At 43.2% G+C, this 22,260-nt stretch carries 23 protein-coding genes; 16 read left to right on the top strand and 7 right to left on the bottom strand.

What is annotated here, in order from left to right; translation table 11 throughout:
- Positions 1-16 precede the first annotated feature (16 nt).
- The 4 genes from FC51_RS07165 (at position 17) to FC51_RS07150 (ending at position 3,389) form a co-directional block, all read left to right on the top strand.
- On the top strand, positions 17-967 hold the full coding sequence (locus FC51_RS07165; RefSeq protein ID WP_057909719.1) for a sugar kinase: 951 nt from the start codon (positions 17-19) through the stop codon (positions 965-967).
- Between the two features lie 116 nt (positions 968-1,083).
- Entirely contained in the window at positions 1,084-1,881 is a 798-nt protein-coding gene (locus tag FC51_RS07160) for an alpha/beta hydrolase (protein WP_057909718.1), read from the top strand.
- Between the two features lie 75 nt (positions 1,882-1,956).
- On the top strand, positions 1,957-2,730 hold the full coding sequence (locus FC51_RS07155) for a CPBP family intramembrane glutamic endopeptidase (RefSeq protein ID WP_057909717.1): 774 nt from the start codon (positions 1,957-1,959) through the stop codon (positions 2,728-2,730).
- A 200-nt stretch (positions 2,731-2,930) separates the two neighbouring features.
- Positions 2,931-3,389 carry a hypothetical protein gene (locus tag FC51_RS07150; RefSeq protein ID WP_057909716.1) on the top strand — a complete coding sequence of 153 codons (459 nt, stop codon included), beginning with the start codon at positions 2,931-2,933 and terminating at the stop codon, positions 3,387-3,389.
- Positions 3,390-3,843: 454 nt separating this feature from the next.
- Here FC51_RS07150 and FC51_RS07140 read toward each other — a convergent pair whose 3' ends face one another.
- Both FC51_RS07140 and FC51_RS07135 read right to left on the bottom strand, forming a co-directional pair.
- On the bottom strand, positions 3,844-4,674 hold the full coding sequence (locus FC51_RS07140) for a M57 family metalloprotease (RefSeq protein ID WP_057909714.1): 831 nt from the start codon (positions 4,672-4,674) through the stop codon (positions 3,844-3,846).
- A 108-nt stretch (positions 4,675-4,782) separates the two neighbouring features.
- The gene (locus FC51_RS07135; protein WP_057909713.1) at positions 4,783-5,280 is read right to left on the bottom strand and encodes a GNAT family N-acetyltransferase; all 498 of its coding nucleotides are present in this window, start codon (positions 5,278-5,280) and stop codon (positions 4,783-4,785) included.
- A 94-nt stretch (positions 5,281-5,374) separates the two neighbouring features.
- Here FC51_RS07135 and FC51_RS07130 point away from each other — a divergent pair, with 94 nt between their 5' ends.
- Positions 5,375-6,832, top strand: a complete 1,458-nt coding sequence (locus FC51_RS07130; protein ID WP_057909712.1) for an MFS transporter — start codon at positions 5,375-5,377, stop codon at positions 6,830-6,832.
- Between the two features lie 300 nt (positions 6,833-7,132).
- Here the strand turns inward: FC51_RS07130 and FC51_RS07125 are convergent, their stop codons facing one another.
- Positions 7,133-7,483, bottom strand: coding sequence for a hypothetical protein (locus FC51_RS07125; RefSeq protein WP_057909711.1), 351 nt, complete (start codon positions 7,481-7,483; stop codon positions 7,133-7,135).
- A 335-nt stretch (positions 7,484-7,818) separates the two neighbouring features.
- Here FC51_RS07125 and FC51_RS07120 point away from each other — a divergent pair, with 335 nt between their 5' ends.
- The 3 genes from FC51_RS07120 (at position 7,819) to FC51_RS07110 (ending at position 9,888) form a co-directional block, all read left to right on the top strand.
- Positions 7,819-8,271: an NUDIX hydrolase gene (locus tag FC51_RS07120; protein WP_057909710.1), complete on the top strand. Its 453-nt coding sequence runs from the start codon at positions 7,819-7,821 to the stop codon at positions 8,269-8,271.
- 22 nt (positions 8,272-8,293) lie between these two features.
- Positions 8,294-9,232 carry a phosphoglycerate dehydrogenase gene (locus FC51_RS07115; protein WP_057911250.1) on the top strand — a complete coding sequence of 313 codons (939 nt, stop codon included), beginning with the start codon at positions 8,294-8,296 and terminating at the stop codon, positions 9,230-9,232.
- Positions 9,233-9,327: 95 nt separating this feature from the next.
- Positions 9,328-9,888, top strand: a complete 561-nt coding sequence (locus tag FC51_RS07110) for a hypothetical protein (protein WP_057910790.1) — start codon at positions 9,328-9,330, stop codon at positions 9,886-9,888.
- A 172-nt stretch (positions 9,889-10,060) separates the two neighbouring features.
- On the opposite strand, the gene FC51_RS07105 is transcribed toward FC51_RS07110, so the two are convergent.
- Positions 10,061-10,903 carry an AraC family transcriptional regulator gene (locus tag FC51_RS07105; protein WP_057910789.1) on the bottom strand — a complete coding sequence of 281 codons (843 nt, stop codon included), beginning with the start codon at positions 10,901-10,903 and terminating at the stop codon, positions 10,061-10,063.
- A 272-nt stretch (positions 10,904-11,175) separates the two neighbouring features.
- Between FC51_RS07105 and FC51_RS07100 the strand changes: the two genes are divergently transcribed.
- The 5 genes from FC51_RS07100 (at position 11,176) to FC51_RS07080 (ending at position 16,627) form a co-directional block, all read left to right on the top strand.
- Complete coding sequence (locus tag FC51_RS07100; RefSeq protein WP_057910788.1) at positions 11,176-12,771, top strand: MFS transporter; 1,596 nt, start codon at positions 11,176-11,178, stop codon at positions 12,769-12,771.
- A gap of 44 nt (positions 12,772-12,815) precedes the next feature.
- On the top strand, positions 12,816-13,190 hold the full coding sequence (locus FC51_RS07095; protein WP_057910787.1) for a hypothetical protein: 375 nt from the start codon (positions 12,816-12,818) through the stop codon (positions 13,188-13,190).
- 126 nt (positions 13,191-13,316) lie between these two features.
- Entirely contained in the window at positions 13,317-13,676 is a 360-nt protein-coding gene (locus FC51_RS07090; protein WP_057910786.1) for a hypothetical protein, read from the top strand.
- A gap of 32 nt (positions 13,677-13,708) precedes the next feature.
- Positions 13,709-15,760, top strand: coding sequence for a glycosyl hydrolase 115 family protein (locus FC51_RS07085; RefSeq protein WP_057910785.1), 2,052 nt, complete (start codon positions 13,709-13,711; stop codon positions 15,758-15,760).
- Between the two features lie 48 nt (positions 15,761-15,808).
- Entirely contained in the window at positions 15,809-16,627 is an 819-nt protein-coding gene (locus FC51_RS07080; RefSeq protein WP_057910784.1) for a sialate O-acetylesterase, read from the top strand.
- Between the two features lie 201 nt (positions 16,628-16,828).
- Here FC51_RS07080 and FC51_RS07075 read toward each other — a convergent pair whose 3' ends face one another.
- Together FC51_RS07075 and FC51_RS07070 are read right to left on the bottom strand one after the other, a co-directional pair.
- Positions 16,829-18,001 carry a MalY/PatB family protein gene (locus FC51_RS07075; RefSeq protein ID WP_081037563.1) on the bottom strand — a complete coding sequence of 391 codons (1,173 nt, stop codon included), beginning with the start codon at positions 17,999-18,001 and terminating at the stop codon, positions 16,829-16,831.
- The gene (locus FC51_RS07070; protein ID WP_057910782.1) at positions 18,001-18,867 is read right to left on the bottom strand and encodes a DUF3737 family protein; all 867 of its coding nucleotides are present in this window, start codon (positions 18,865-18,867) and stop codon (positions 18,001-18,003) included. The genes FC51_RS07075 and FC51_RS07070 overlap by 1 nt, the downstream gene beginning before the upstream one ends.
- Before the next feature lie 234 nt (positions 18,868-19,101).
- On the opposite strand from FC51_RS07070, the gene FC51_RS07065 reads away from it, so the two are divergent.
- The 3 genes from FC51_RS07065 (at position 19,102) to FC51_RS07055 (ending at position 21,379) form a co-directional block, all read left to right on the top strand.
- Entirely contained in the window at positions 19,102-19,344 is a 243-nt protein-coding gene (locus FC51_RS07065; RefSeq protein ID WP_057910781.1) for a hypothetical protein, read from the top strand.
- Positions 19,345-19,587: 243 nt separating this feature from the next.
- Positions 19,588-20,559: a quinone oxidoreductase family protein gene (locus FC51_RS07060; protein WP_057910780.1), complete on the top strand. Its 972-nt coding sequence runs from the start codon at positions 19,588-19,590 to the stop codon at positions 20,557-20,559.
- Positions 20,560-20,644: 85 nt separating this feature from the next.
- Complete coding sequence (locus FC51_RS07055) at positions 20,645-21,379, top strand: glucose 1-dehydrogenase (RefSeq protein WP_057911249.1); 735 nt, start codon at positions 20,645-20,647, stop codon at positions 21,377-21,379.
- A gap of 516 nt (positions 21,380-21,895) precedes the next feature.
- Here FC51_RS07055 and FC51_RS07050 read toward each other — a convergent pair.
- The gene (locus FC51_RS07050; protein ID WP_057910777.1) at positions 21,896-22,156 is read right to left on the bottom strand and encodes a hypothetical protein; all 261 of its coding nucleotides are present in this window, start codon (positions 22,154-22,156) and stop codon (positions 21,896-21,898) included.
- Positions 22,157-22,260 lie beyond the last annotated feature (104 nt).

Raw genomic sequence — 22,260 nt, 5'->3', positions numbered from 1 at the left:
TATAGGAGGAGCAGACATGAGTGAATTTTTAACCATTGGTGAACCAATTGGACTTTTTGCGTCGCAAGATGCAGATCAATCCTTAGTCGAGGCAACTCATTTTCAAAAGTACTTAGCGGGCGCCGAAGTAAATGTGTCAGTGGGCGTTTCAAGATTAGGGCATTCCACTGAGTACGTTACCCGCCTCGGTGAGGACCCAATTGGCGCTTTTGTGAGTCAACAGCTCAGCTTAAATCATATTGGGACGGATTATGTTGATACAACCGCTGATTATTGGACGGCGATGCAATTCAAGCAGCGGGTAACAAAGGGGGATCCTGGAATTTTTTACTACAGAAAAAATTCAGCAGCTGCTCACTTTGATAAGGCTTCACTCGACAATATCGATTTTGATGGTATTAAAATGGTTCACTTGTCAGGCATCTTCCCAGGAATTTCCGAGCAGGCACTGGTTGCCTTTAAACATCTCATTGAATTAGTTCATCAACATTCAACCATCCGAACAACATTCGATCCAAATCTTAGACCCCAGCTTTGGTCATCACAGGCAAAAATGGTTTCAACGATCAATGCCCTTGCTGCAGAAGCAAACATTATTTTGCCCGGCGTGAACGAAGGCGAAATTTTGATGGGCAGTCGGGATCCGGAAAAGATCGCCGATTTTTACTTGGGTAATAGTCATTATACTGACACGGTCATTGTTAAAGTCGGGTCAAAAGGCGCTTACGTGAAAGTTAAAGGTGGCCAAGGATCAATGGTTGCCGGTTACCATGTTGATAAAGTGATCGACACAGTCGGCGCCGGTGATGGATTTGCGGTCGGCGTCATTACGGGATTATTGGAAGGCTTAAGCAATAAGCAGGCGGCTTTACGTGGCAATGCAATTGGATCGCTGGCGGTTCAGGCGCCGGGGGACAACGATGGTTACCCAACCCAGGCAGAATTAAGAACTTATCAAGCAAAATAATAATCGGTCAAATAACCGCTAATCAATATGGTCAAAGTCGCTTTCGTTGACTCATAAATCCACTGGGTAGATACTTTTGGTGATTGAAGCTGTCATATGTTTTGAGGAGGGATTTTATGACAAATTTGGTAACCAAAACAGACGTTGAATATGATCCAATTAACCATCAATTAACCGACATTTATTACGATGCCGAAAAAGCCGAGAGTAAGGGTGCCATCATTGATATTCACGGTGGTGGCTGGTTTCGGGGCAATAAATCCAAGGATGCGGATTCTTCGATTCGCTTTGTAAAAGCCGGCTATTTGGTTGTAACGCCGGCTTATCGAATTACGCCAAACGCTTTTTATCCGGCACCTCTAGAAGATATGGACCACTTATTTGAGTGGCTGAAAAAATCTGATCTGCCGTTTAACCATGACCATATTGGTGCCTTCGGTTCCTCTGCCGGCGGCAACATGACCGTTGAGTTGGCGATTAAATATGGAATTCCGATTGTGTCTCTTTCCGGGATTTTGGATATCGATAAATGGCTCAGTGAACATCAAGACGTTGTGGCTGCAGAAGGCGACACCAGTGGCTTTAATTCCACAGCCAGCGCCAACATTAACCAAACGGGTGCCAATGATCCGTTTTATAAATGGTTTGTGACCAACTACTTTAATGGGCGAACCGATCAGTATGCCGAAGCAACACCGGTCCATCGGGTAACCGATCAAACCGGTCAGATGTATTTGGCCAACTCGTTGAACGAATTTGTGCCAACTAGTGGTGTTTTGGATATGGCTCAGGCCTTAACTGCTCACCAGATTCCGTATCGAACCCGAATGTTGAGTGGCAGTCGCCATGCCAAGGGCTATTTGGATGACGTTTGGGATGATGTGATTCGGTTCTTTGCGGATACCCTCGATTGAGTTACACTAATATTAGACATTAATGGCCGGATAACTTCCGGTCATTTTCATACATAACGAAACGGGGTTACTACAATGGTTAAAAATCGATTATCTTGGGCAAAAGAATTTCTTTTGGCGGCACTATTTATTATCTTGTTAATGGGCGTGGACTTTTCTGTTCAGGGGGCGAGTCCACTTCTTCGGGGGATTGCCAGAATTATCTATGCCGTCGTGGTTGCCGGCATTGTCTACTATGTATTGGGAACCACTAAGATTTTCACAAATAAGATCCAGTTAAATACGTTTGCTAAAGTCTGGGGCTTTATCTTTGGAATCTGTTTGGGTGGGTTATTCATTGTTATCAGCGTCCTGGCACATTCGGCGTTGATGATTCATTCACAGACGCTGATTGCGGATACGTTGATGGCATTTTCAGCGGGGGTGTTTGAAGAATTTCTCTGCCGTGGCTTGTTATTATCTGCGTTCGCAGACGCTTTTAAAAAACAACAGTACAAATTTACCGAAGCTGCGTTGGCCTCCGGGGTATTCTTTGGGCTCTTTCACTTCATGAATCTGATTTCAGGGCAGGGCCTTCAACAGACATTGCAGCAGGCAACTTACGCATTTGTCATCGGGGCAATCTTTGCGGCAATTCGGCTGACGACAAATTCACTAACATGGGTTGTTTTAATTCATGCACTGATTGATTGGCAGCCAGGTATTTCCGTGGATCATGCGGTTAGTACGATCACGTCATGGCCGATCTTTCTAGCGGTTTGGGGTGTCTTGCTGGCGGTTGCGGTTGTATTTTTGGTTGGGTTTGACAGGAGTGCTGTTAAAGTAAAACGAGATGAAGAGACATCTTAAAGATCTTCTTTATATTTTGAAGATCTTGGTAATAAATGCAAAGGTATTTTTCATATATATAACATACCATCAACCTTTATGAATAATATGATAACATTTAAGTATTGACAACTTGTGTACATAAGGTTAAACCTGAGTATGGGGGTATCAGTAGGAATTATCTGTTGAGCCTTCTCATCATAAACAGGGGGGATTTTATTATGATTAAGCGTCGCGTTTTTTTGAAGTCGTTTGGAATTGCAATCGTTGTTGGAGGAGCGTTGATCTTTTCTTCTCAGCCTGCCAATGCCAGCAAGTCAATCGACGAAACTGTTAGAGCTAATAACCCGGAAGTAGTTCTGGGACACGGTAAAGCAGAAGGTCAGTCAGAGACTCAATCAATATCTAATATTAAAAAAGCTTCGGATCCTAATGCGACTCAAACTAAAAAGAAAGTTATGAGTCAAAAGGAGCTCAAGAAAACACTGAAGCGTATAAAGGCACCCAGTAAAAAACAAGTCAGACAGAAATTGGCCAAAAAAGTTGGTGCTAAAAAAGCAAAGGGTATGAAAACTGTTTACGTCTTAAGTACCAAGAAAACAAAAAAATCCCAATCGAAAAAACAGGTTATCAAATCTTCTAATAAGTCGAATGCAAAGAAAACGGGCAACATTAATTAAATTAAATTAAATTAGTCCGATTCATTCAACAACTCTAGAAAATTTAGCAACTGATGGATAATGTGTGAGAGGCGATTTCAGATGCCATTAGTTAGGGGACGTCAATAGTTAGCGTGCTTAGTAAACTTCTGACACCAATTCGTGATATTAAAACAGAGGAATCAACCATTGACAATAAAGTTGTCGCTGGTTGGCTCCTCTGTTTTGATGTAGATAAAAATTTCGTATTTCATTTAACCTGGAAAACGTATTCCGACGACCCTGCCCCCGGTTTCGTCGCACTGTGGCTTGGTGGGGATCCTTGTTTTCTGTGCTTTCATTTTACTTGGCGTAAACGTGCTCAGAAAGACTGACCCCGGCCGTGTAAGCAAATTAAGCAAACATTCAAAACCAGAATATTCGCTTAATTCACTTACACTCTGGGGTCAAAACGTCTTTCTTCGCACTCTGCTCTTTACCAATACCCCAGCACCTTTGTCAGCTTTGCCCTGTTAATATCTCTTGTTGACAATTGGTTCTGGAACTCCGCGAAATCATTGTTGACGACCTTTAAATTATCCCACGAATACTTGGCATCGCCGCTCTTTGTTCCTGAATCGGCAGCCATGATATCGTTTGAATACGGGGTGTGATCCAATCCCAAACTATGGCCTAATTCATGGGTCAAGACTGATTTCCAGTAAGTTGCGTACAGCGACTTGTATTCTGCGCTTGTCGGCTGCTGGCTGGCCGTCGGCAGTGGCGTTCCCGTTTCCGCCTTATAGACGGCCGGCAGGTACTGTGTATTATCAAAGAAGTTATAGTTAATGTAAAGTCGGTTGGTAATGTAGTAACCATCCCAGCTGCCTTCGCCGGTACCAGCGTTCTTGAAGCCGACGGTAATCGTATGATTTGCTTTCGTTCCCAGCTTAAAAGCCTTCACCTTGAGGGCCTTGTTCCAATTCTGCATTGCAGCGTAGGTATAGCTCTTTAAGGCCTTGTTGGCAACGTAAACCTTTGCTGTGTGATTTTTAAACGTTCCGGGTTGGCTCATCGGCTGGACATTATACCAGCGGTCAAAGACTTGCCAATACTTGTCATAAACTGAAGCGGGAAATTTACGAACACTCGCAGTCGGGTTTAAATCCGGGGTACTTCGAATGGCCTTGGCAACGGTTTTGCCAGCGACCTTCTTGGTTGATTTTGCATAGGTAATCGGACTAGCTGGTGTCGAGATGGCCAGCGGCATTGCCAAAGCAACGGTGACACTGGCTAATGCAGTGACAACAAAACTTCTTTTTTTCATAAGAACCTCCAGTAGAACTGAATAAAAAAACATTTCGTTTGAATAATAGCATTCAGGTAATCATCGTTCAAGCAAACTTGCTTGGAATATAAGGGACTTAATGAAGCCTTATGATTTATGAAGCATTAAAACCATGTTATACCAAATTTCGTGAGCGTGACCGGAATCAGATACGCCTTCGTTTCTGTAGCCGTTTCGTTCATAAAAGGCAATCAGATCTTTTAAACAAGTAAGAGTGATTGCCTGCCGGTTTTGAGCGGTCGCAACCCGTTTGAGTTTTTCCAGGAGCTGGCTGGCAATTCCGTGACCACGAAAATCCGGGTGTACGACCAAGCTCAACACGGTTTGGTAGGCTGCCGTTGGATCATTTGGCTGCGCATGTTCAAAAAGGTCATCGTCAATATAGCGTTGATGAGAAGCCGGGCCTACAATGTAGCCGACTATTTGGTGGTCGGCTTTAGCAACGATAAATGTGTCTGGATATTCTTTAATCCGTTGGGCCATTGCCGTTTCAGTGGCAGCTTCAGCAGGAGAAAAACCACTTGTTTCAATCGCCATGATTTCTGGCAGTTCACTTAATGCTGCGGATCGGTAGTCTAAATTCATCAGCTGTCCTCCAAATACGTGTGGTATTATTTTCTTGTGTGCAATTTTAGAGATTGAATAAACTCATCATATCACGAAAGGAGACTGGTCAAAAATGAGTCAAACCAATCAAGTTCACAATAAGCGCTGGGTCATTATGACCGCAGTATTTATTGCGACTTTTATGACGTCAGTTGAAGTGACGATTGTCACAACGGCCCTGCCGTCTATCATCAGTGAACTCCATGGCTTAGCTTACCAAAGCTGGATTATGAGTGCCTACCTGTTGACAACGGCCATCACCACGCCAATATACGGCAAAATGGCGGATACGTTAGGGCGGCGGAATATATTTCTCTGGGGTGTGATTGTTTTCTCACTGGGGTCATTGTTAAGTGGTTTGTCACCATCAATTCTCTTCCTGATTTTAGCCAGATCCGTTCAAGGGATCGGCGCTGGCGCCGTGATGCCGTTGACATTTACGATCATCGCCGATATTTTCAGCTTTAAGGAGCGGGCAAACGTCTTGGCGTTAAATAACACCGCCTGGGGATTATCGGCGTTGGTCGGGCCACTCATTGGCGGCTTTTTGGTTGATCAGCTCTCGTGGCACTGGGTCTTTTTCGTTAATGTGCCGTTGGGAATCATTGTTGCAATTTTAATTTGGCTGGGTTATCACGAAACGATTGAATTAAACAGCAAACTTGTCATCGATTGGTTGGGGATTCTTTGGTTAGCAGTCTTATTGATTAGCCTGCTACTTGGGATTCAAGCGCTGGATACGATGCCGGTCTTCGGAACAATGCTGTTAGTTGTCGCAGCGGTTGCTGGTTGGCTATTAATCAAGCAGGAGCATCGTTTCTCTGATCCCTTAATTTCTCCGACGATGTTTAAATCAAAAACGTTTACGATTCAGATCCTAACCGCGACCATTTTGAGCGGTGTTTTAATTGGTTATCAGATGTATTTTCCAATTTGGCTTCAATCGCTTTATCGGGTGTCGGCAACCACTGCCGGGCTGGTGGTTACGTCTAGTTCGATTATGTGGCTGATTGCGTCGTTTTTTGTGGGTAAATTAATTGCCAAGTTTGTTCCCAAACAAATTGCGATTGCCTTAATTAGCTTAATGCTCGTGAGTTATGTGTCACTGATCTTTGCTGGACCGACATTTCCGGTGTGGGCGTTTTATGTGATTGCAATGATCAATGGAATGGGCATGGGAATCGTCGTTAGCATGAACACGATTCTGAGCCAGCATTTGGTTCCAAACGAAATGGTTGGCTCGGCGACATCGGTGTTAACGTTGGGCCGGTCCTTGGGGCAAACTGTGATGGCAGGCGCGTACGGTGCCATTTTGAATTTGGTGATCAGACTTCAACTGCACGGAAATGTGACCTTCTCACAGGTCAATAGTGTGATCAGTTCGAAGGGTGCCAAGGTTGCGGTCAATCAGGCGCTAATCGACCCAATCATCCTCACAGCGCTTCATATGGTGTTTGTGGGCGTGGTCACGATGCTGGTCGTGGTGCTGTTGATAAATGTGCTGGATCCGAATCGAAGGGTTATAAAGTAAGAGTGCGGAGCGAACCGGGTAACTAGTAGGCATTTCATGGTTATCGGATTAAGCGGAGGAAGTTGGTTCGCGTAGCACGTTTCCACAAGGTAAAATAAGCACCCAAAATGACCATCCACATCAAAGTAAAGTGCGACTCAAACCGTTTAGACACTAGACGCTGCACGTTTCCAAAAGGTAAAAAGATGCCACCACCGAAAAAAGGTCGGGCCAAAAGTATTAACTTTTGACTCGGCCTTTTTCGGGGGGGATTTCATATGATCTGGCAGAAAACATGTGACAATCAGTTGATCCCGGAATTTATTTGGAATTACCGGGAACGCCTGCGACTGTTTGAAAGACGTCGGCCAGGGATGTATGCATATCTGCGAACTTCTTGTGAAGAATGAGTTGACGAAATTCTTCGACAGAAATGATCTCAACGTTTTTGAATGGGATGGTTGGAACCTCGGCGTTAGGAACGCTGGTAACAGCACTAGTCATTGTGATGACCAGTCCTTTCTTACTGTTCAGCGTTACGGTGTAGTACTCATAATACGATGGGGTTTCGTAATCTCCGGTTAATTGCTTGTGGTCTTTGAAGTAATCGGTGATGAAATCGTTAAACGCGTCGCTTGATTCAAGTGATGCTTTCCAGTCTTTAGTTGTCATTTTAAAGCTTCCTTTCAAGTCAAAGCAGTGTCAGAGAGTCTGGTAAGGAATTAAAACTAATATGTTAGAGGCTTGTATTGCTTCCTTACTTCAATTATCATTCTAAACACTTTTTAAAATAAAACAAGTGAAAATACTTATGAAAACGTTGGCAACACTGGATTTAACGATATTTTATAATTGAAATCGATATCTTGATTAAATCGGCATCAATGATACCAATTAATGACTAATATGTTAGTTAAGCATAAAAGGATTCCTCCTTGCTTGATTTGAACACTGTTTTGTAAGACGATAACACTAACAGAATTCAAATTTTTGAAAGAGGTGGTTAAATGCCAGTTGGATACATTGAAACCATTCGTTCGTTAGTCGGTCATATGCCTTTAATTTTAAACACAGCCGGCGGGATTCTACTCAACGACCAGCACCAAGTTCTCCTGAATTTAAGAACGGATACCCACAATTGGAGCTTGCCTGGCGGGTATATGGAATTCGGCGAAACGTTTGCTGAAACGTGCGTCCGGGAATACAAAGAAGACAGTGGGGTAGACGTTGAGATTGTTAAGCCGCTTAAAATATTTGATCAGGGAATTTTTACCTACCCAAACGGTGACGAGGTTCAAACAATTACCCAACTCTTTTTGGTAAAGAAAGTCGGCGGGCAGACACTTTCAACTGCAACTGATGAAACCTTGGAGTTGGACTACTTTGATTTTGACAAATTGCCACCATTATTGAACCAGCAAACCCAAGACATGCTCGCTTACGCTGCCAAGAATGTTTAATGACTAAAGGAGGAACTGTAAAATGACTCAAAAAGTACTTGTACCCGCTCAATTATCATCAGATGGCAAAGCTTATTTAAAAGGCCATGGTCTTGAAGTGATCGAGGTGCCTCGAGCCAATCAAGAAAATATTCTAAAATATGGCCAAGATGTGGACGGAATGATTTTATTTGTTGATCCGATTGGAGAAGATGTCATTTCTCAGATGCCCAACTTAAAAATTATTGCCCGCCACGGCGTTGGCTATGACAGTGTTGATCTTGACGCCAGTGCCAAGCATGGAGTCTGGGTAACAAACACCCCGAACGCCAATGCAGCCACCGTGGCAGAGACGACGATTGCTGAAATCTTAGACGTATCCAAAAATTTGACGAAAGACTCACTTGAAATGCGGAATGGCAACTTTGGCTATCCGCTGGCCCACCTTGGCTTTGACCTTGAAGGCAAGACCCTTGGTATTTTAGGGTATGGCAAGATTGGTCAGTTGGTTGCCAAAAAGGCCAGAAGTTTGGGAATGCGGATTTTAATTCACAATCGAACGCCACGTGAATCCAGTTATGGCCAGTTTGTGGATTTGGAGACCTTATTAAAAGAATCAGACGTTTTAACCCTGCATTTAGCTTCGAATCCGGCCACTTATCACACGATTGGAAAAGAACAGCTTGCCGAAATGAAAGCTAGCAGCGTGCTAATCAATTTGGGTCGTGGCGCTCTGGTCGATCAGGATGCGCTGATTGATGCTTTGAAATCAAAGGAGATTGCTGGTGCCGCGTTAGACGTGTTTGATGAGGAACCGTTACCGCTGGATAGTGAGTTATTCAAGCTCGATAACGTGTTATTAACGCCACATATTGGGTCAAGCACGGTTGAAAGCTTCTCTCGGATGGCAACGGACGCTGCCAGTGAAGTCGTGCGGGTACTAAGCGGTCAAGCACCACAATGGCCAGTTAACCGACCTTAAAAATAAAATCGTAGAATGTCACTAATTAGATTGTGCACAACTTATAATCGTGCTATATTTGAGGCGGTTAAAAAAGATAAAAGGGAGTGTCAATCATGGTTAAAAAGTACGTTGCAGCGATTACATCATTGAATGGTGACAAGATTGGAACACATCCAACCGGTGAAGCAACATTTACGGTTGATGATGAGACGTTAATGGTTGAAATTACAATGGATCACACGTCGCCAAATACCCAGCACTGGATGCATTTCCATGGGTTCCCAGACGGTAAAGACGCGCAACCGGCAACGATTGCCCAAGATACTAATGGGGATGGCTACGTGGATTTGGCGGAGACGGAACCCGTTTCGGGAACCACGATGGTGCCATTTAACGACAAACCTGAGAAGATGGATATCCCCACGGACACCTACCCAACGTCGGATGCTAACGGTCATTTCCATTATAAAAAGGAAGTGCCATTGGCAGAAATCAGCCACAAATTCAAAGAAGTCTTTAATGACGATGATCTCCACTTGGAAAAGCGGGTTATCTATATTCATGGCGTCCCAGAATCGATGGAACTACCAGATACGATTCAAGGCGCGGTTGGCAAGTATGACCAACATACGACGCTACCGATTGCGGTGGGAAAAATAAAGAGTGCGGACTAGGGCGGTTAGAAGCCGGAGCCTAAATTAACGGCCAGTGAAATCGAGTTTGATTTCGCTGGCCGTTGGTTTAGGTGCAGGATTCTGCCCTGGGGAGCACGTTTTGGCTGGATCGTCTAAAAGCACCAAACAAAAGACTGAGTCAAAAGTTGACACTTTTGACTCAGTCTTTTACTTATCCATGGTACTTTTTCTTGTATTTACCTGGAGAGATACCGACACATGAGTTGAAGGTTCGAATAAAGTTGCTGTAGTTTCCAAAGCCTGATTTCTCACAAACGGTGGTGACATTGTGGCCGCTACGCAGTAGTTGTTTGGCCAGCTCAATTCGTTTCTCAATCACGTATCGATGAATCGATAGCCCAGTGTATTTCTTGAAATAGCGATCTAAATAGTTTTGATTCATGAAGAATTCCTTGCTGAATGCTGATAAACTCAGATCATTTTCCAAATTATTATCAATAAAGGAAGTTACCTTCTCCAAGAATGGTGGGATAATGTTTTTTGGCTGATGATGAACGGGGACGACTTCATTTGCGACCAGTAATATCTGCGACAGCAAAATTCGTTCATTAACATCACTGCCAAAACCTTTGTGGTCCATGGTTGAAATCAGCTGGTCACAGAGTGAAATGTAATCATCAAAAAAATCTTTATTCAAATTGAAAATGTTAACTTCATTATTTCCATCGGTTTGAAAACATTTCATTAAATCAGTAGTTGGCGTCGATAACTGCTTGATTAAATCAACATTGATATTCAGGAAGATTCGTTCATACGGCTCAAATGTTGTCGTAACCACCCGATGCCAAATCCCATTTGGAATTGCAACCAAGTATCCCGGCTTAACTGGAAAAGCCTTGTGAGGCGTGTAAAAAATGACATCTCCGGAAATAAATAAGATCAGTTCAATGTGATCGGTATGCTGATGAAATGGACTGTCATGATGCCGATTACGATTATGAGAGCAAACAATATCCGTTGGAAGCGTTCCATCAAGCGGTAAATCAATGATCATACAACCACCTACCTTTTTGCAATATTTTTGTCAATTTAAGCAAAGAATATGCGTTATTAAGCGTTTACAATTTAAATTGTACAAAAGTTTGGGTATTAAGTAAACAGTATGGGTTGATTTAGCCATTATTTTGTTCTGGTATATAAGCCCCTTATAAAAGTATCAATACTGTTTATGAAAATCCAGTGGAGATGATTGGTCATGTAAGCAAATTCTTGCACGATTGTTTGTAAGCGGATACACACTAGAAAATATTATTAGGAGGTTTCACGATGGATAATCAAAAACAAGTTGTCCACGACGGTTGGGATGAATATGCCAACAAACGAATTTATAAGAGTCGTGGGAAGATCGGAATTTGGCGATCACTAGGGTTTGGGGTCTTCTCATTCTTCAGTATTTCAATGCAGGGATTAGTTGGTGCTTGGCTGATGTTCTTCTACACGACATTTGCCGGGTTGAGTGCCGGTCAAGGTGCCACCATCTTCCTGATTGGCCGGGTGGCCGATGCCATTGTTTCACTGGTCATGGGAAATATTTCCGATAATATTTACAAGTATAAGCTCGGACGAATGTTTGGTCGTCGTCACATTTTCATTTTGATCGCTGCACCATCAGTATTAGTTGCGATCACAATGTGGGTTGCCGGCATGAGCTTCTGGTACTACTTAATTACGTACCTGATCGTGACGGTTTTGATGTCAACCCTACAGATTCCTTGGGAGACATTACCAAACGAAATGACCAAGGACTTCAACGAGCGTACGAAGATGTCGACCACTCGAATGGTGCTTGCCGGATTAGGTGGAATGTTAACCCAATTTGTGCCAGCTCAATTATTCAAGTTCTTCCCTAAGACTTCTCCAGAACCATATATCTTGATGCAGGTTATCTTCTCAGTTGCCACATTCTTCCTGGTTCTGATCACTTATCACACCACTTGGGAGCATTTTGTTACCAAGGCTGAAGCCAAGAAGTTGGAAGCAGAAGCCCTTGAAGAAAATAATGGCGAAAAGCCAAACTTGAAATCTGAATTGAAGAACTACTTCTCAACATTTAAGATTAAGACTTTCAGACTTCACATGGGGATCTACTTAAGTTCATACTTTGCAACTATCTTGTTCTCAACAGTGTTTGTTTACTACATTGTTTATGTTTTGAAGATGTCTACAAGTACATCAGGATTCTTACAATCATTGAGTATCGTTTCCATTCCAGTTACGATCATCGCTGGGTTTGCGGTTACGAAATTTACTTACCGCTCACTTTACCTGTTTGGTTACTCTCTGATTTTAATCAGTGCCGCTAACTGGGCATTCGTTGCCTTTACCCGCCCAGCCCACATGATGGTTTGGTTGATTGTCGGAATGTCATTCTACGAAGTTGGTTTGTACATCCTGTACTTCGCACCATGGAACGTCTTCCCATTCATTCCTGATTTGGATACGTTGGTAACTGGTAAAAACCGTGCCGGCTTGTTCGCTTCAGTTATGACTTTCATTAACCAAATTAGTCAAGGTTTGGCTTCAGTTGTGGCAGGTTACTTACTTGATTTTGCCCACTTCCGTCAATCAGCAAGTGGTGCCGTTGCCCAACCGGCAAGTGCCACTAACATGATCATCTTCATCGTTTCTGGCGGTGTTGGTTTCATGATTCTGCTGGCAATGTTCTTTGCTGCTAGATTCCACTTGAGTAAGAAGACCTTTAAGGTATTGGCTCAAGAATTGGGTCGTCTTCAAAAGGGTGGCAGCATGAAAGATGTTGACCCACATACCAAGGAAGTTTGTGAAGACTTAACTGGTGTGAAATACGATTCCATTGATTTCTGGAAGAAGAATGATGATCCTAAATTCCAGAAGCTATCGTAAGCTTTAAAGAATGATTTGAGACAGCTAAAAGGGGGTAAATAATTATGACTAATAGTAATAATGACTGGAAAGAAGCTTTAAACTCACCGGATGCGTTTAAAGACTTGATTACCAATTATTTCAAAGAACACAAGCAGTTGACCGGCTCTTACGATATTCCGTCGTATTATGAGCACTACACGGTTACACTGGACAGTCACGATGGCATTGTCATTACACTGGTAACCGGTATGAACCAAACTGGTGGGAGCGGTAATGTATCAGCACCACTGCCATTTAAACAAAGGGAAAGCATGTCAATCGAAGACTTCCGGAATTTAATTCTGCACAAGAAGTTCGCTGACCAGGACATGTCATTGGCTGACGTCTTTCAAACTGTCGCTGGTGTCCCTGATGCGAGTGACGACGATAATAACTAAGGCTTGATGTCAAAAAGTAACATCAGATTAATTGCATTTACGAATGTTGTTAGTGTGGTGTTTCTTTTTGTCAGTGGACCGACCATGTTCACTGAGAATTAAATGGACGAAAAAGAGGTCAATCAAATGACAGAATCTAATGACGAATGGAAAGAATCCTTAAAATCCGAGAAAGCTTTCCACGAGTTTATTATCAATTATTTCAAAGCACACAAGGAATTAACGGGAACGTACGATATTCCGTCATATTATGAACATTACGTTGTCCGTCTTGACAACAGTGATGGCATTATTATCTCGTTGACAACCGGTATGAATCAGACATCAGGTAACGCACCAATGACGCTGCCAACCAAAGAAAAAGAGAAGATGTCCATTGAGGATTTTCGAACCCTGATTTTGAATAAGAAATTTGCGGATCAAAACATGTCATTAGCTGATGTGTTTCAAACAGTCGCTGGGGTTCCAAGCAATAAGGATAACTGATCGTAATGTAAGCTTAGAAAGGAAGAAGCGAATTGCCTGAAAAAGAATTTATCATCTCGCAAGCAACACGAGTCGTAGCTGAAGATTTTCGCAACAATATTCTTAAAAACGCAACGGAAATTTTGCAGCGAGATATTCAAAAAGTGACGACCCAAAAAGAAAGCGACAACGAAATTTATTTAACAGTTGATGATCATGCGGCAGTTGAGGGTGACGACTTTCAAATTAATCAGTCCACTGATTCACGTATCACCATTACCGCAAAAACTTCTCTCGGCGTGATGTACGGCGCCTTAGCAGTTTCTCGGAACATTTTAAAGATTGATGACTTTTGGTACTGGATGGATACCGTTCCGTCAGTTCAAAAATCGATCAAGTGGACAAATTTTGATCTTCATATTCCGGATTATCGCACCAAGTACCGTGGCTGGTTCGTGAACGATGAGCTGTTGCTCCGCGGCTGGAAGGATCATGACTCCGATCGATACGTTTGGAACCGAGTGTTTGAAACTGCTTTAAGAGTCGGCTGTAACGTGATCGTTCCGGGAACTGATGTTAGCTCACAGATTAATCGAAATCCTGCCAAGTCGTTTGGGTTAGCAATTGCACAACATCATGCCGAACCATTGGGTGCTAAGATGTTTGCTCGTGAATATCCAGACCTAACCGCATCATTTATTAAGTATCCCGATCTATTCAGAAAACTTTGGCGAGATGCCATCATGGACCAAAAAGGGACCCCAACGATTTATAGTCTGGGATTCCGTGGCCAGGGTGACAAGCCGTTCTGTGAGGATGACAATAGTCGAGAATGGAACGACCAATCCATCGCTGACGTGGTGAATGGCATTATTCAAGAGCAATATGACATGGTTAGGGAGTTGGATCCTGAAGCCCCAATGGCTTTGAACATCTATGGCGAACTGGCTGGTCTGTATCGCAAAGACTTAATTAAAGTGCCAGATGACGTGATTGAAATTTGGGCTGACAGTGGTTATGGTAAGTTGGTTTCAAGACGGCAAAACCTGGATAATCCAAGATTGCCATTACTTGATGTTCCTAATCCACATCATCGTCAACGTGGCTTGTATTATCACGTTGCGTTCCATGATTTACAGGCATCTAATTTCTTGGGATTATTATCCAATAGCCCGGAATTCGTTTCATCAGAGCTGACAAAGGCTCACGAAAAACACTTTGATACCCTTGAATTAGTCAATACCGGAAACATTAAGCCACATGTTCTTTACTTGAGAGAGGCCGCTAAATCTTGGATTGATGGCTATCAAGCACGGACAAATGATCAAATTTTAGATGATTACGTGGCGAACTACTATGGCAGTCATCAAGCAGAAATTGTTAGTCTGTACAAGCGTTATTGGCAAGCAATTGTTCAGTATGGCTCCCACTCAGATGAAACCGCTGGCGACGAATTTGCACCATTTATGATTAGAAGAATCATTAAGGCTTGGGTTGGTCACCGCGAAAAGATGTCTGATACAGGCTGGGTTGTCGGTGATGTTTCACTACCTGAAGCCGTCAAAAAAATCGATGGCTTGATCGAACCAAAGCTGCCAGAATGGCAATCACTGGTTCTAGATATTAAGAAGCTCATGTTGGATTTAAGTGAGCAGGATGCCAAAACATTGTATGGTGATCTGTACTTGAGCGTCCTTTATCAAGCAAATGGCTTAAATGCGATGCATTTGGTTATTCAGGCATACAATTTATCAATGGCCGCTCAAAAAGATGATGATTATTTAAAGCCATTCTTGCTTGCTGATGAGGCATATCATGCCATGAGCGATATTGTCTTTGCACAGGATCATCATAAGTCCACGAAATGGTATGATTTCTACAAAAATGATGGCTATGACGATATGCCTTTGACGGCAATCAAACTAAAGTTCTTAAGACATTATCTAAGAACCTTGGGTGATACAGAAGATGAGGATGCTTGGGAACGAAACTACATCAAGACTCCAGGGGAAGCCAGAGTGATGACGCTTTGGACGACATCTCGAGAAATGTCTGATGACCATTTGGCAAAGAAATTACGAGAAAAGCTGATTGATAAACTTTGATTGACAATTTGTTTGAAGTGCCATTTTAATTGAGAGAGGAAGCAAATTTTGAAAAACGAATCAAAAAAACTAACGATTATTTCTGCCGGCCAATCCAATATTGACGGCCGGGTGCCAGTGGCAGAGTTACCCAAAATGATTTCTTTGCCGTTGACCAATTGTCACTACTGCAGTAATTACACACCGGATCACGAAAAGGGTGTCTTTCAGGACTCACTGAAAGTCAGTGATTTGTCGGACAACCGTTGGGGCTTTGATCTGGTTACGTACTATTACCTGACCCAGGTTGCCAAGTATGATTTATACGTGATGAAATGCTCTGAAGGTGGCACTTCAGTTGCGCCAACCGGTGAAGGCGGGCATCAAGGACATAATCACTGGACGACTGAAATTGATCAACTGGATAGTCCAAGCAACTCATTGCTGCTTCAATTCAAGCAAATTATTGAGGCTTGCATGAAGAATGCCCAACAGAATTTGGACGTCAAAGCAATGATTTGGCATCAGGGTGAAGGTGATCGGGCATCATTTTCTCAAGAAGCCGCTGATCATTACTATCAAAATTTAAAAGCAGTATTTGAAGCTTGCCGAAAATTTGTGGGCAAACCAGACCTGCCAATCTTTTGTGGAACGGTGAGTCATAACTCTGAGCAATATGATCCCAAAGTCGAAGCAGGCTTGCTTAAAATTGCCAATGAGGATGCGGACGTTCACGTTGTTGACATGCAAAACGGAACCCTGTTGGATCAATTCCATTTTGATCCGAAATCCAGTGTTTACTTTGGCAAGGCAATTTATAACTCGCTTATCAATGAACACATTATTGATGCACCACGAGTTGACGGCGGTGAATACCGCGTTTATTAATGACATCAAACGAGCGTGGAAAGGGCGTTTTGAACCCAGAATTTAAGTCCTTTCTCTCACGTTTGCGGAAACGTCACAGTGGCGGATAGCGAATGGCCTAAGCATGATAACAGTTAAACAACAATCCTAAGCTTTGGATTTGAGAACAAAAAATGAGGTGTCCACAAGATGGGCACCTCATTTTGACATTATCGCGTTTATTTATTGCAGGTTCTTAAATTTCTCAATCCCGGTTTTTAAGCGATTTAACCCATCTTTAACCATCGAAGTCGGGCTGGCAACGTTCATTCTCAAGAATAAGTGGCCATTTCCACGGTAAACCGAGCCGTCTGACACAAACAATCCAGTTTCTTGACGGATGAAAGTTTCAAGTTTGGTGGCGTCATTGGTAAGCTGGCTAACATCAATCCACATGAGGTAGGTAGCGGTTCCATGGACGATTGCGACCTCTGGGATCGATTGCTCACAAAATGTCGTCACCAGCAATACGTTCTTTTGAATTTGTTCACGTAATTCATGCACCCACTGGTGGCCCTGTGTGTAAGCAGCGATGGTTCCAGGAATTGCCAGTAAATTAGGTTCACCGAGCTCATCAGTATTAATCCCGCGGCTGACTTTATTTCTTAGATCTTCATTTGGAATAATCACGGTTGCGGCGTGAAGTGCAGCAACGTTAAACGTTTTGCTGGGCGAGACACAGACAATTATGTTTTGAATCAGCTCACTAGGAAGCGAGAACATTGGTGTGTAGTCATTTCCTTGAAAAACCAAGTCGCCATGGATTTCATCGCTCAACAACGTCACGTGGTGCTTGAGACATAGTTGATTAATTTTGATTAACTGATCACGCGTCCAAACCTTACCAATGGGGTTGTGGGGATTACATAAAATCATCATGGTACTTAATGGGTCGGCTAATTTTTGTTCCAAATCGGCATAGTCGATGTGATATTGGTGCTCGGTATCGTCATAAGCCAAATCGCTGGAGAGGACGTGACGGCCATTATTGATGATAGAATTATAAAAAATGTTGTAAACAGGTGCTTGGACCACCACATTATCCCCAACATTGGTCACCCGCCGAACTGCAGAGGAAATGGTTGGGACAACTCCGGTTGAAAAGATCATCCAATCTCTTTCGGGTCTGGCATGGTGTTCGCTGGCATACCAATTTGCGACTGCATCGAAGTAGTCGTCGTGAGGTTCCTCATAACCAAAGATGCCAAAGTCGACTTTTTGCCGCATTGCGGAAAGAATTTCCGGTGCCACTTTGAAGTCCATATCAGCCACCCACATTGGCAGCTCATTGGGTTGCACATCCCATTTAATTGAGTCGGTATTTCGCCGGGGAATCATTGATGTAAAATCGTACATTATGCCGTCTCCTTTTTGTTGAGTTTGTTATCAGTGATAATTTTGGTCTGACTTGGGTCAATCTTAGTTGGATCTAAAATGACGTCGTCGATTGCATGGGCGTGGATCGTGCCACTGATTGGATTTTTGACGCTCATGATGGTCGAATTAATATCGGCATCAATGTCGGAACAATATTCAAACGCCAAATCTGTGCGGAGGAGGCGACAGTTTCGCATGGTCAGATGATCGATGTAGCAAAGCCCCTGATCGCTTTCAATCGTACAGTTCACGAACGTGATATTCTTGGTGTTCCACGCCAGATACTCACCGTTAATTGTTGAATCGAAGATGGTCACATTTTCACAGTTCCAAAAAGCATCTTTGGAAACAAACGTCGAATTGTGAACTTCGACATTTTTGGCACCGTCAAAGACGTAATTACCGACCAGATTCATGTGGTCAACGTAGATATTTTCACTGTTCATCCCGAAATAATCGCCATTCGCCTGGACATGGGTCATCTTGATGTCACGACAATTCCAAAGCGTTTCTTCGGCGTCGGAAAAGTGGTCATGGTTCAGCGTGATGCGGCTGCTGCGGCGAAGAATCTTGGGTGCTTGAATTGTACTATCGTTAATTTCGATATCATCGGTGTACCAAATCCCAGATCGGGCCATGGTTTCCAAAATGGAATGATCGACTTTGATATGGGTGCTGTACCAAAGCGGGTATTTGTAAGTAAAGATTGAATCGGTTAAATGGATGTTTCGACTTTCTTTGAGGGGGGATTCTCCCATCCCAAAGGTGGTGCCATCGATATCCGCGTTTGTTTCCGCGAATAATGAGCGTTCACCTTCGAAATATTGATTTTGATATTTTTTCATTGTGACTCCTTTGTGAGTTGGTTAATGATCGTTTTGGAAGTAATTTATTTTCAGTATACGCGCTTTTTGCAAGTCATTACCAGTTGTCTGGCAACGACTATATCCACTATAAACGTTGAAGCGCACTTCAAGTCAAGTCTAATCGATTCAAAAAGTGTTTGAGGCCCAAAAAAATTATTTTGACTTCTTTCGAATGCCTTAACCACTGCTATAATAGAACTGGAGGTGTGGAAAATGACAACAATTTATATTGACCCTTCAAAAAAAAAGGAACAGATCGTTAAGCTGTCAGATGGGACCTATGGTGTGATGACTGCAATGAAGGAAAAGGGCGGCCTTGCTTACAAATTTTCTTTTACGGCGCACTTACACCCCAACTTTTTGATGACGCATGCACCGATTGACGGGGATGTTGAAAACGTTCATTCAATTGACGGTGAGCAGCGGTTCAAAATTCAGTGGCTGTCCAAACACTAGCATTCGGGAGTTTGTATATGGCCGCATGCATCAATGCGGGAATATACAAGCTTTTGACTGCGGGGAGCGCGAACGACTTACTTTTAATGGCACACAACCAGATAGCTTCTGGGGTGTGCTTTTTATTTGCGGGAAAGCGGGCTGGACAAAAGGGAATTCAAACGTCACTATGCTTATCTTGGCATTGATATGGACTTATAATTAAATTGTAAGTACTGGTAGCTCTGGAATGGAGGAAGGATTATGAAAGCAGCATATATTACGCAAAACGGAAGTGCCAAGGATATTATTATTGGCGATCTACCAAAACCACAGATTGCAGAAGATGAGGTTTTGATAAAAGTGAACGCAGTCTCGGTTAATCATGTGGATACATTTGTTCGTTCAGGATCGTTTGAAACAGACACCAGTTTTCCGTTTGTCATCGGCAGGGATGCCGTTGGTGAAGTGGTTGAAACTGGTGCCAATGTGACGGGCTTTTCTGAGGGAAACTGGGTTTGGACCAACAGTATGGGTTACCAGGGACGGCAGGGAGTCACCAGCGAATTTGCGGCGATTCCGGCAGACCGTTTGTTTCACGTTCCCGAAAACGTTGACCCCATTCAACTGGTCGCATCTATTCACTCGTCAGCGACAGCGGCTATTGTTCTCAAAAATATTTTTAAGGTCCAATCAGGATCAGCGATTTTGATCGAAGGCGCAGCTGGCCACGTTGGGACGAAGTTTGTCCAAATGGCCCATATTCTGGGATTGAAGGTTGTCACAACCTCTCAACGAAAAGATTTTGACCTCTTGGATCGATTGGGTAGCGATGACTGTCTCGACTACACCAAGTCACTGTCCAAGCAGCTGGAAAAGTCCACTATCAGCCAGGTCGATTACGCGGTTGACACCTCGGGAAAGGTGTCGCTGGCAGATAATCTCCGGGCGCTTAAACTGGGAGGCCAGGTTTGTCTAATCACTGCCCCCAAACTCGAAAAGGCGACCTTTAACGTTCGTAAATTTTACACACAATCAAAGACTATTCATGGTTTTGTGATTAGTAACGCTTCGCTAGATCAAATTCAAGAAGCCGGGAAATTTATTAATCGGATGATGGCTGACGGGTACCTCTTAGAAGACGACGTTTTGGAGAAGTCGTATACACAAGCAGCCTGGGCCCACCAGAAGCTTGAAGAAAACGCAAAAAAGAAAAAGATTCTCCTAAAATTTTAAAATCATAATGTTTAGTTATTTAGAATGGATCAGTTATACTATAAGCGTAGATGTAAGTAACCGTTTTCAATAGGAGGTATCACTTATGGGAAAGTTAGATAATAAAGTTGCCATTATTACAGGTGCATCACAAGGAATGGGTGCCAGTCACGCCAAACTCTTCGTTGAAGAGGGCGCTAAGGTGGCCATTACTGATATTAATGCTGAAAAGGGAAATGCGTTGGCCGATGATTTAGGCGATAACGTGATTTTTATTAAGCAAGATGTTTCCAGTGAAGATGATTGGAAAAAAGTGATCGCTGAAACAGTTGACAAATTTGGTAAGCTGGACATTTTGGTGAATAATGCAGGGATTAGTTTTAACAAATCGCTGGCTGACATCACCACTGATGATTACATGAAGATCTTCAAGATTAATCAACTTTCGGTCTTCTTGGGGATGAAGTATGCGGCTGAAGCAATGAAGAAAAACGGCAGCGGCAGTATTGTTAATATTTCATCAATGAACGGTTTGGTAGGTGGTGCGATTGGCTACACGGACACGAAGTTTGCGGTTCGTGGGATGACAAAGGCGGCTGCGCTGCAGTTGGCTGGATCCCATATTCGGGTTAACTCCGTGCATCCAGGTGTCATTTCAACACCAATGATTCACCAAGGAGACAGCGAAGAAGTGATTAAACAATTCGCTAAATCGATCCCACTACAAAGAGTTGCGGAACCGGAAGAGGTCTCGAAGAAGGTTCTCTTCCTGGCATCAGATGATTCAAGCTACTCAACGGGATCAGAGTTCGTGATAGATGGCGGAATGACGGCAATGTAGAGAGTGCGACGAGCAACGGGTGACGCGGTTTCTAAGCCAGCTTTGATTGAAGTCCCTGGGTTTGGGGCTTCGATTAAAGCTGGCTTAGAAGTCAGCGTCAGTTGCGTCGTCCACAGGACTAGGCGTTGCACTGCGTTTGCGGCCGTCGGAGCACGTTTTCTCCAAGTAACGGCAGAGCATTAACCTAATCTACATCTAAGATTGAGGTTCTCGGGAGTGCGTAACAAGCCGGTTAGCTACTTGGCATTTCATGGCCGTCGTCCACAGGACTAGGCGCTGCACTGCGTTTGCGGCCGTCGGAGCAAGCTTGGTAGCATTTTCCAATCTAAGATGGAATTTAAATGTAATCATTATTAAAAAGCACCAACGATCATCACTTTGTCGGATCGTTGGTGCTTTTGGTTTGATGTCATGGAAACTAAATGCCGACAGATTGCCGCAAGATCCCACCAAAAAAGGCATTAGAACTCAGCAACCAATCCGTTAAGCCGTTTCCAATGCCTCATTTATCTGATACTAGTCAAGTCTAAAATGCAGTGTATAAATGAACTTGTGACCTGCTTTTTGATGTGACAAGTTTGTTCGGTTCATCACCCGACCATGAATCTGCTTCTTGGCAGGCTCTAGTCTGTGGATCTCCAATAGCATTTTGGCCTCGCCATCACCGTGAGCAGCCCGTCTGGTCAATTCGTTGCGAGCCGCAGCCGCGAGTAGGCCGGTTGCCCAACTTGTTGGGGTTAGCCGTAGATATAAGTCATAATTACTTTCGTTTTCCATGATTATGTAAATTCTCCCCGTAAATTCAACATCTTGTATAATGAAACCAACATATTTAAGAATATGATTTTTTATGTGAGAAGTCAATCCTGACAGTACAGGTG

The sequence above is a fragment of the Lentilactobacillus parabuchneri DSM 5707 = NBRC 107865 genome, assembly GCF_001435315.1.
GTDB classification, from domain to species: Bacteria; Bacillota; Bacilli; order Lactobacillales; family Lactobacillaceae; genus Lentilactobacillus; species Lentilactobacillus parabuchneri.
Note: the sequence above shows the minus strand (reverse complement) of the source record. Positions and strands in the feature narration are given on the sequence as shown.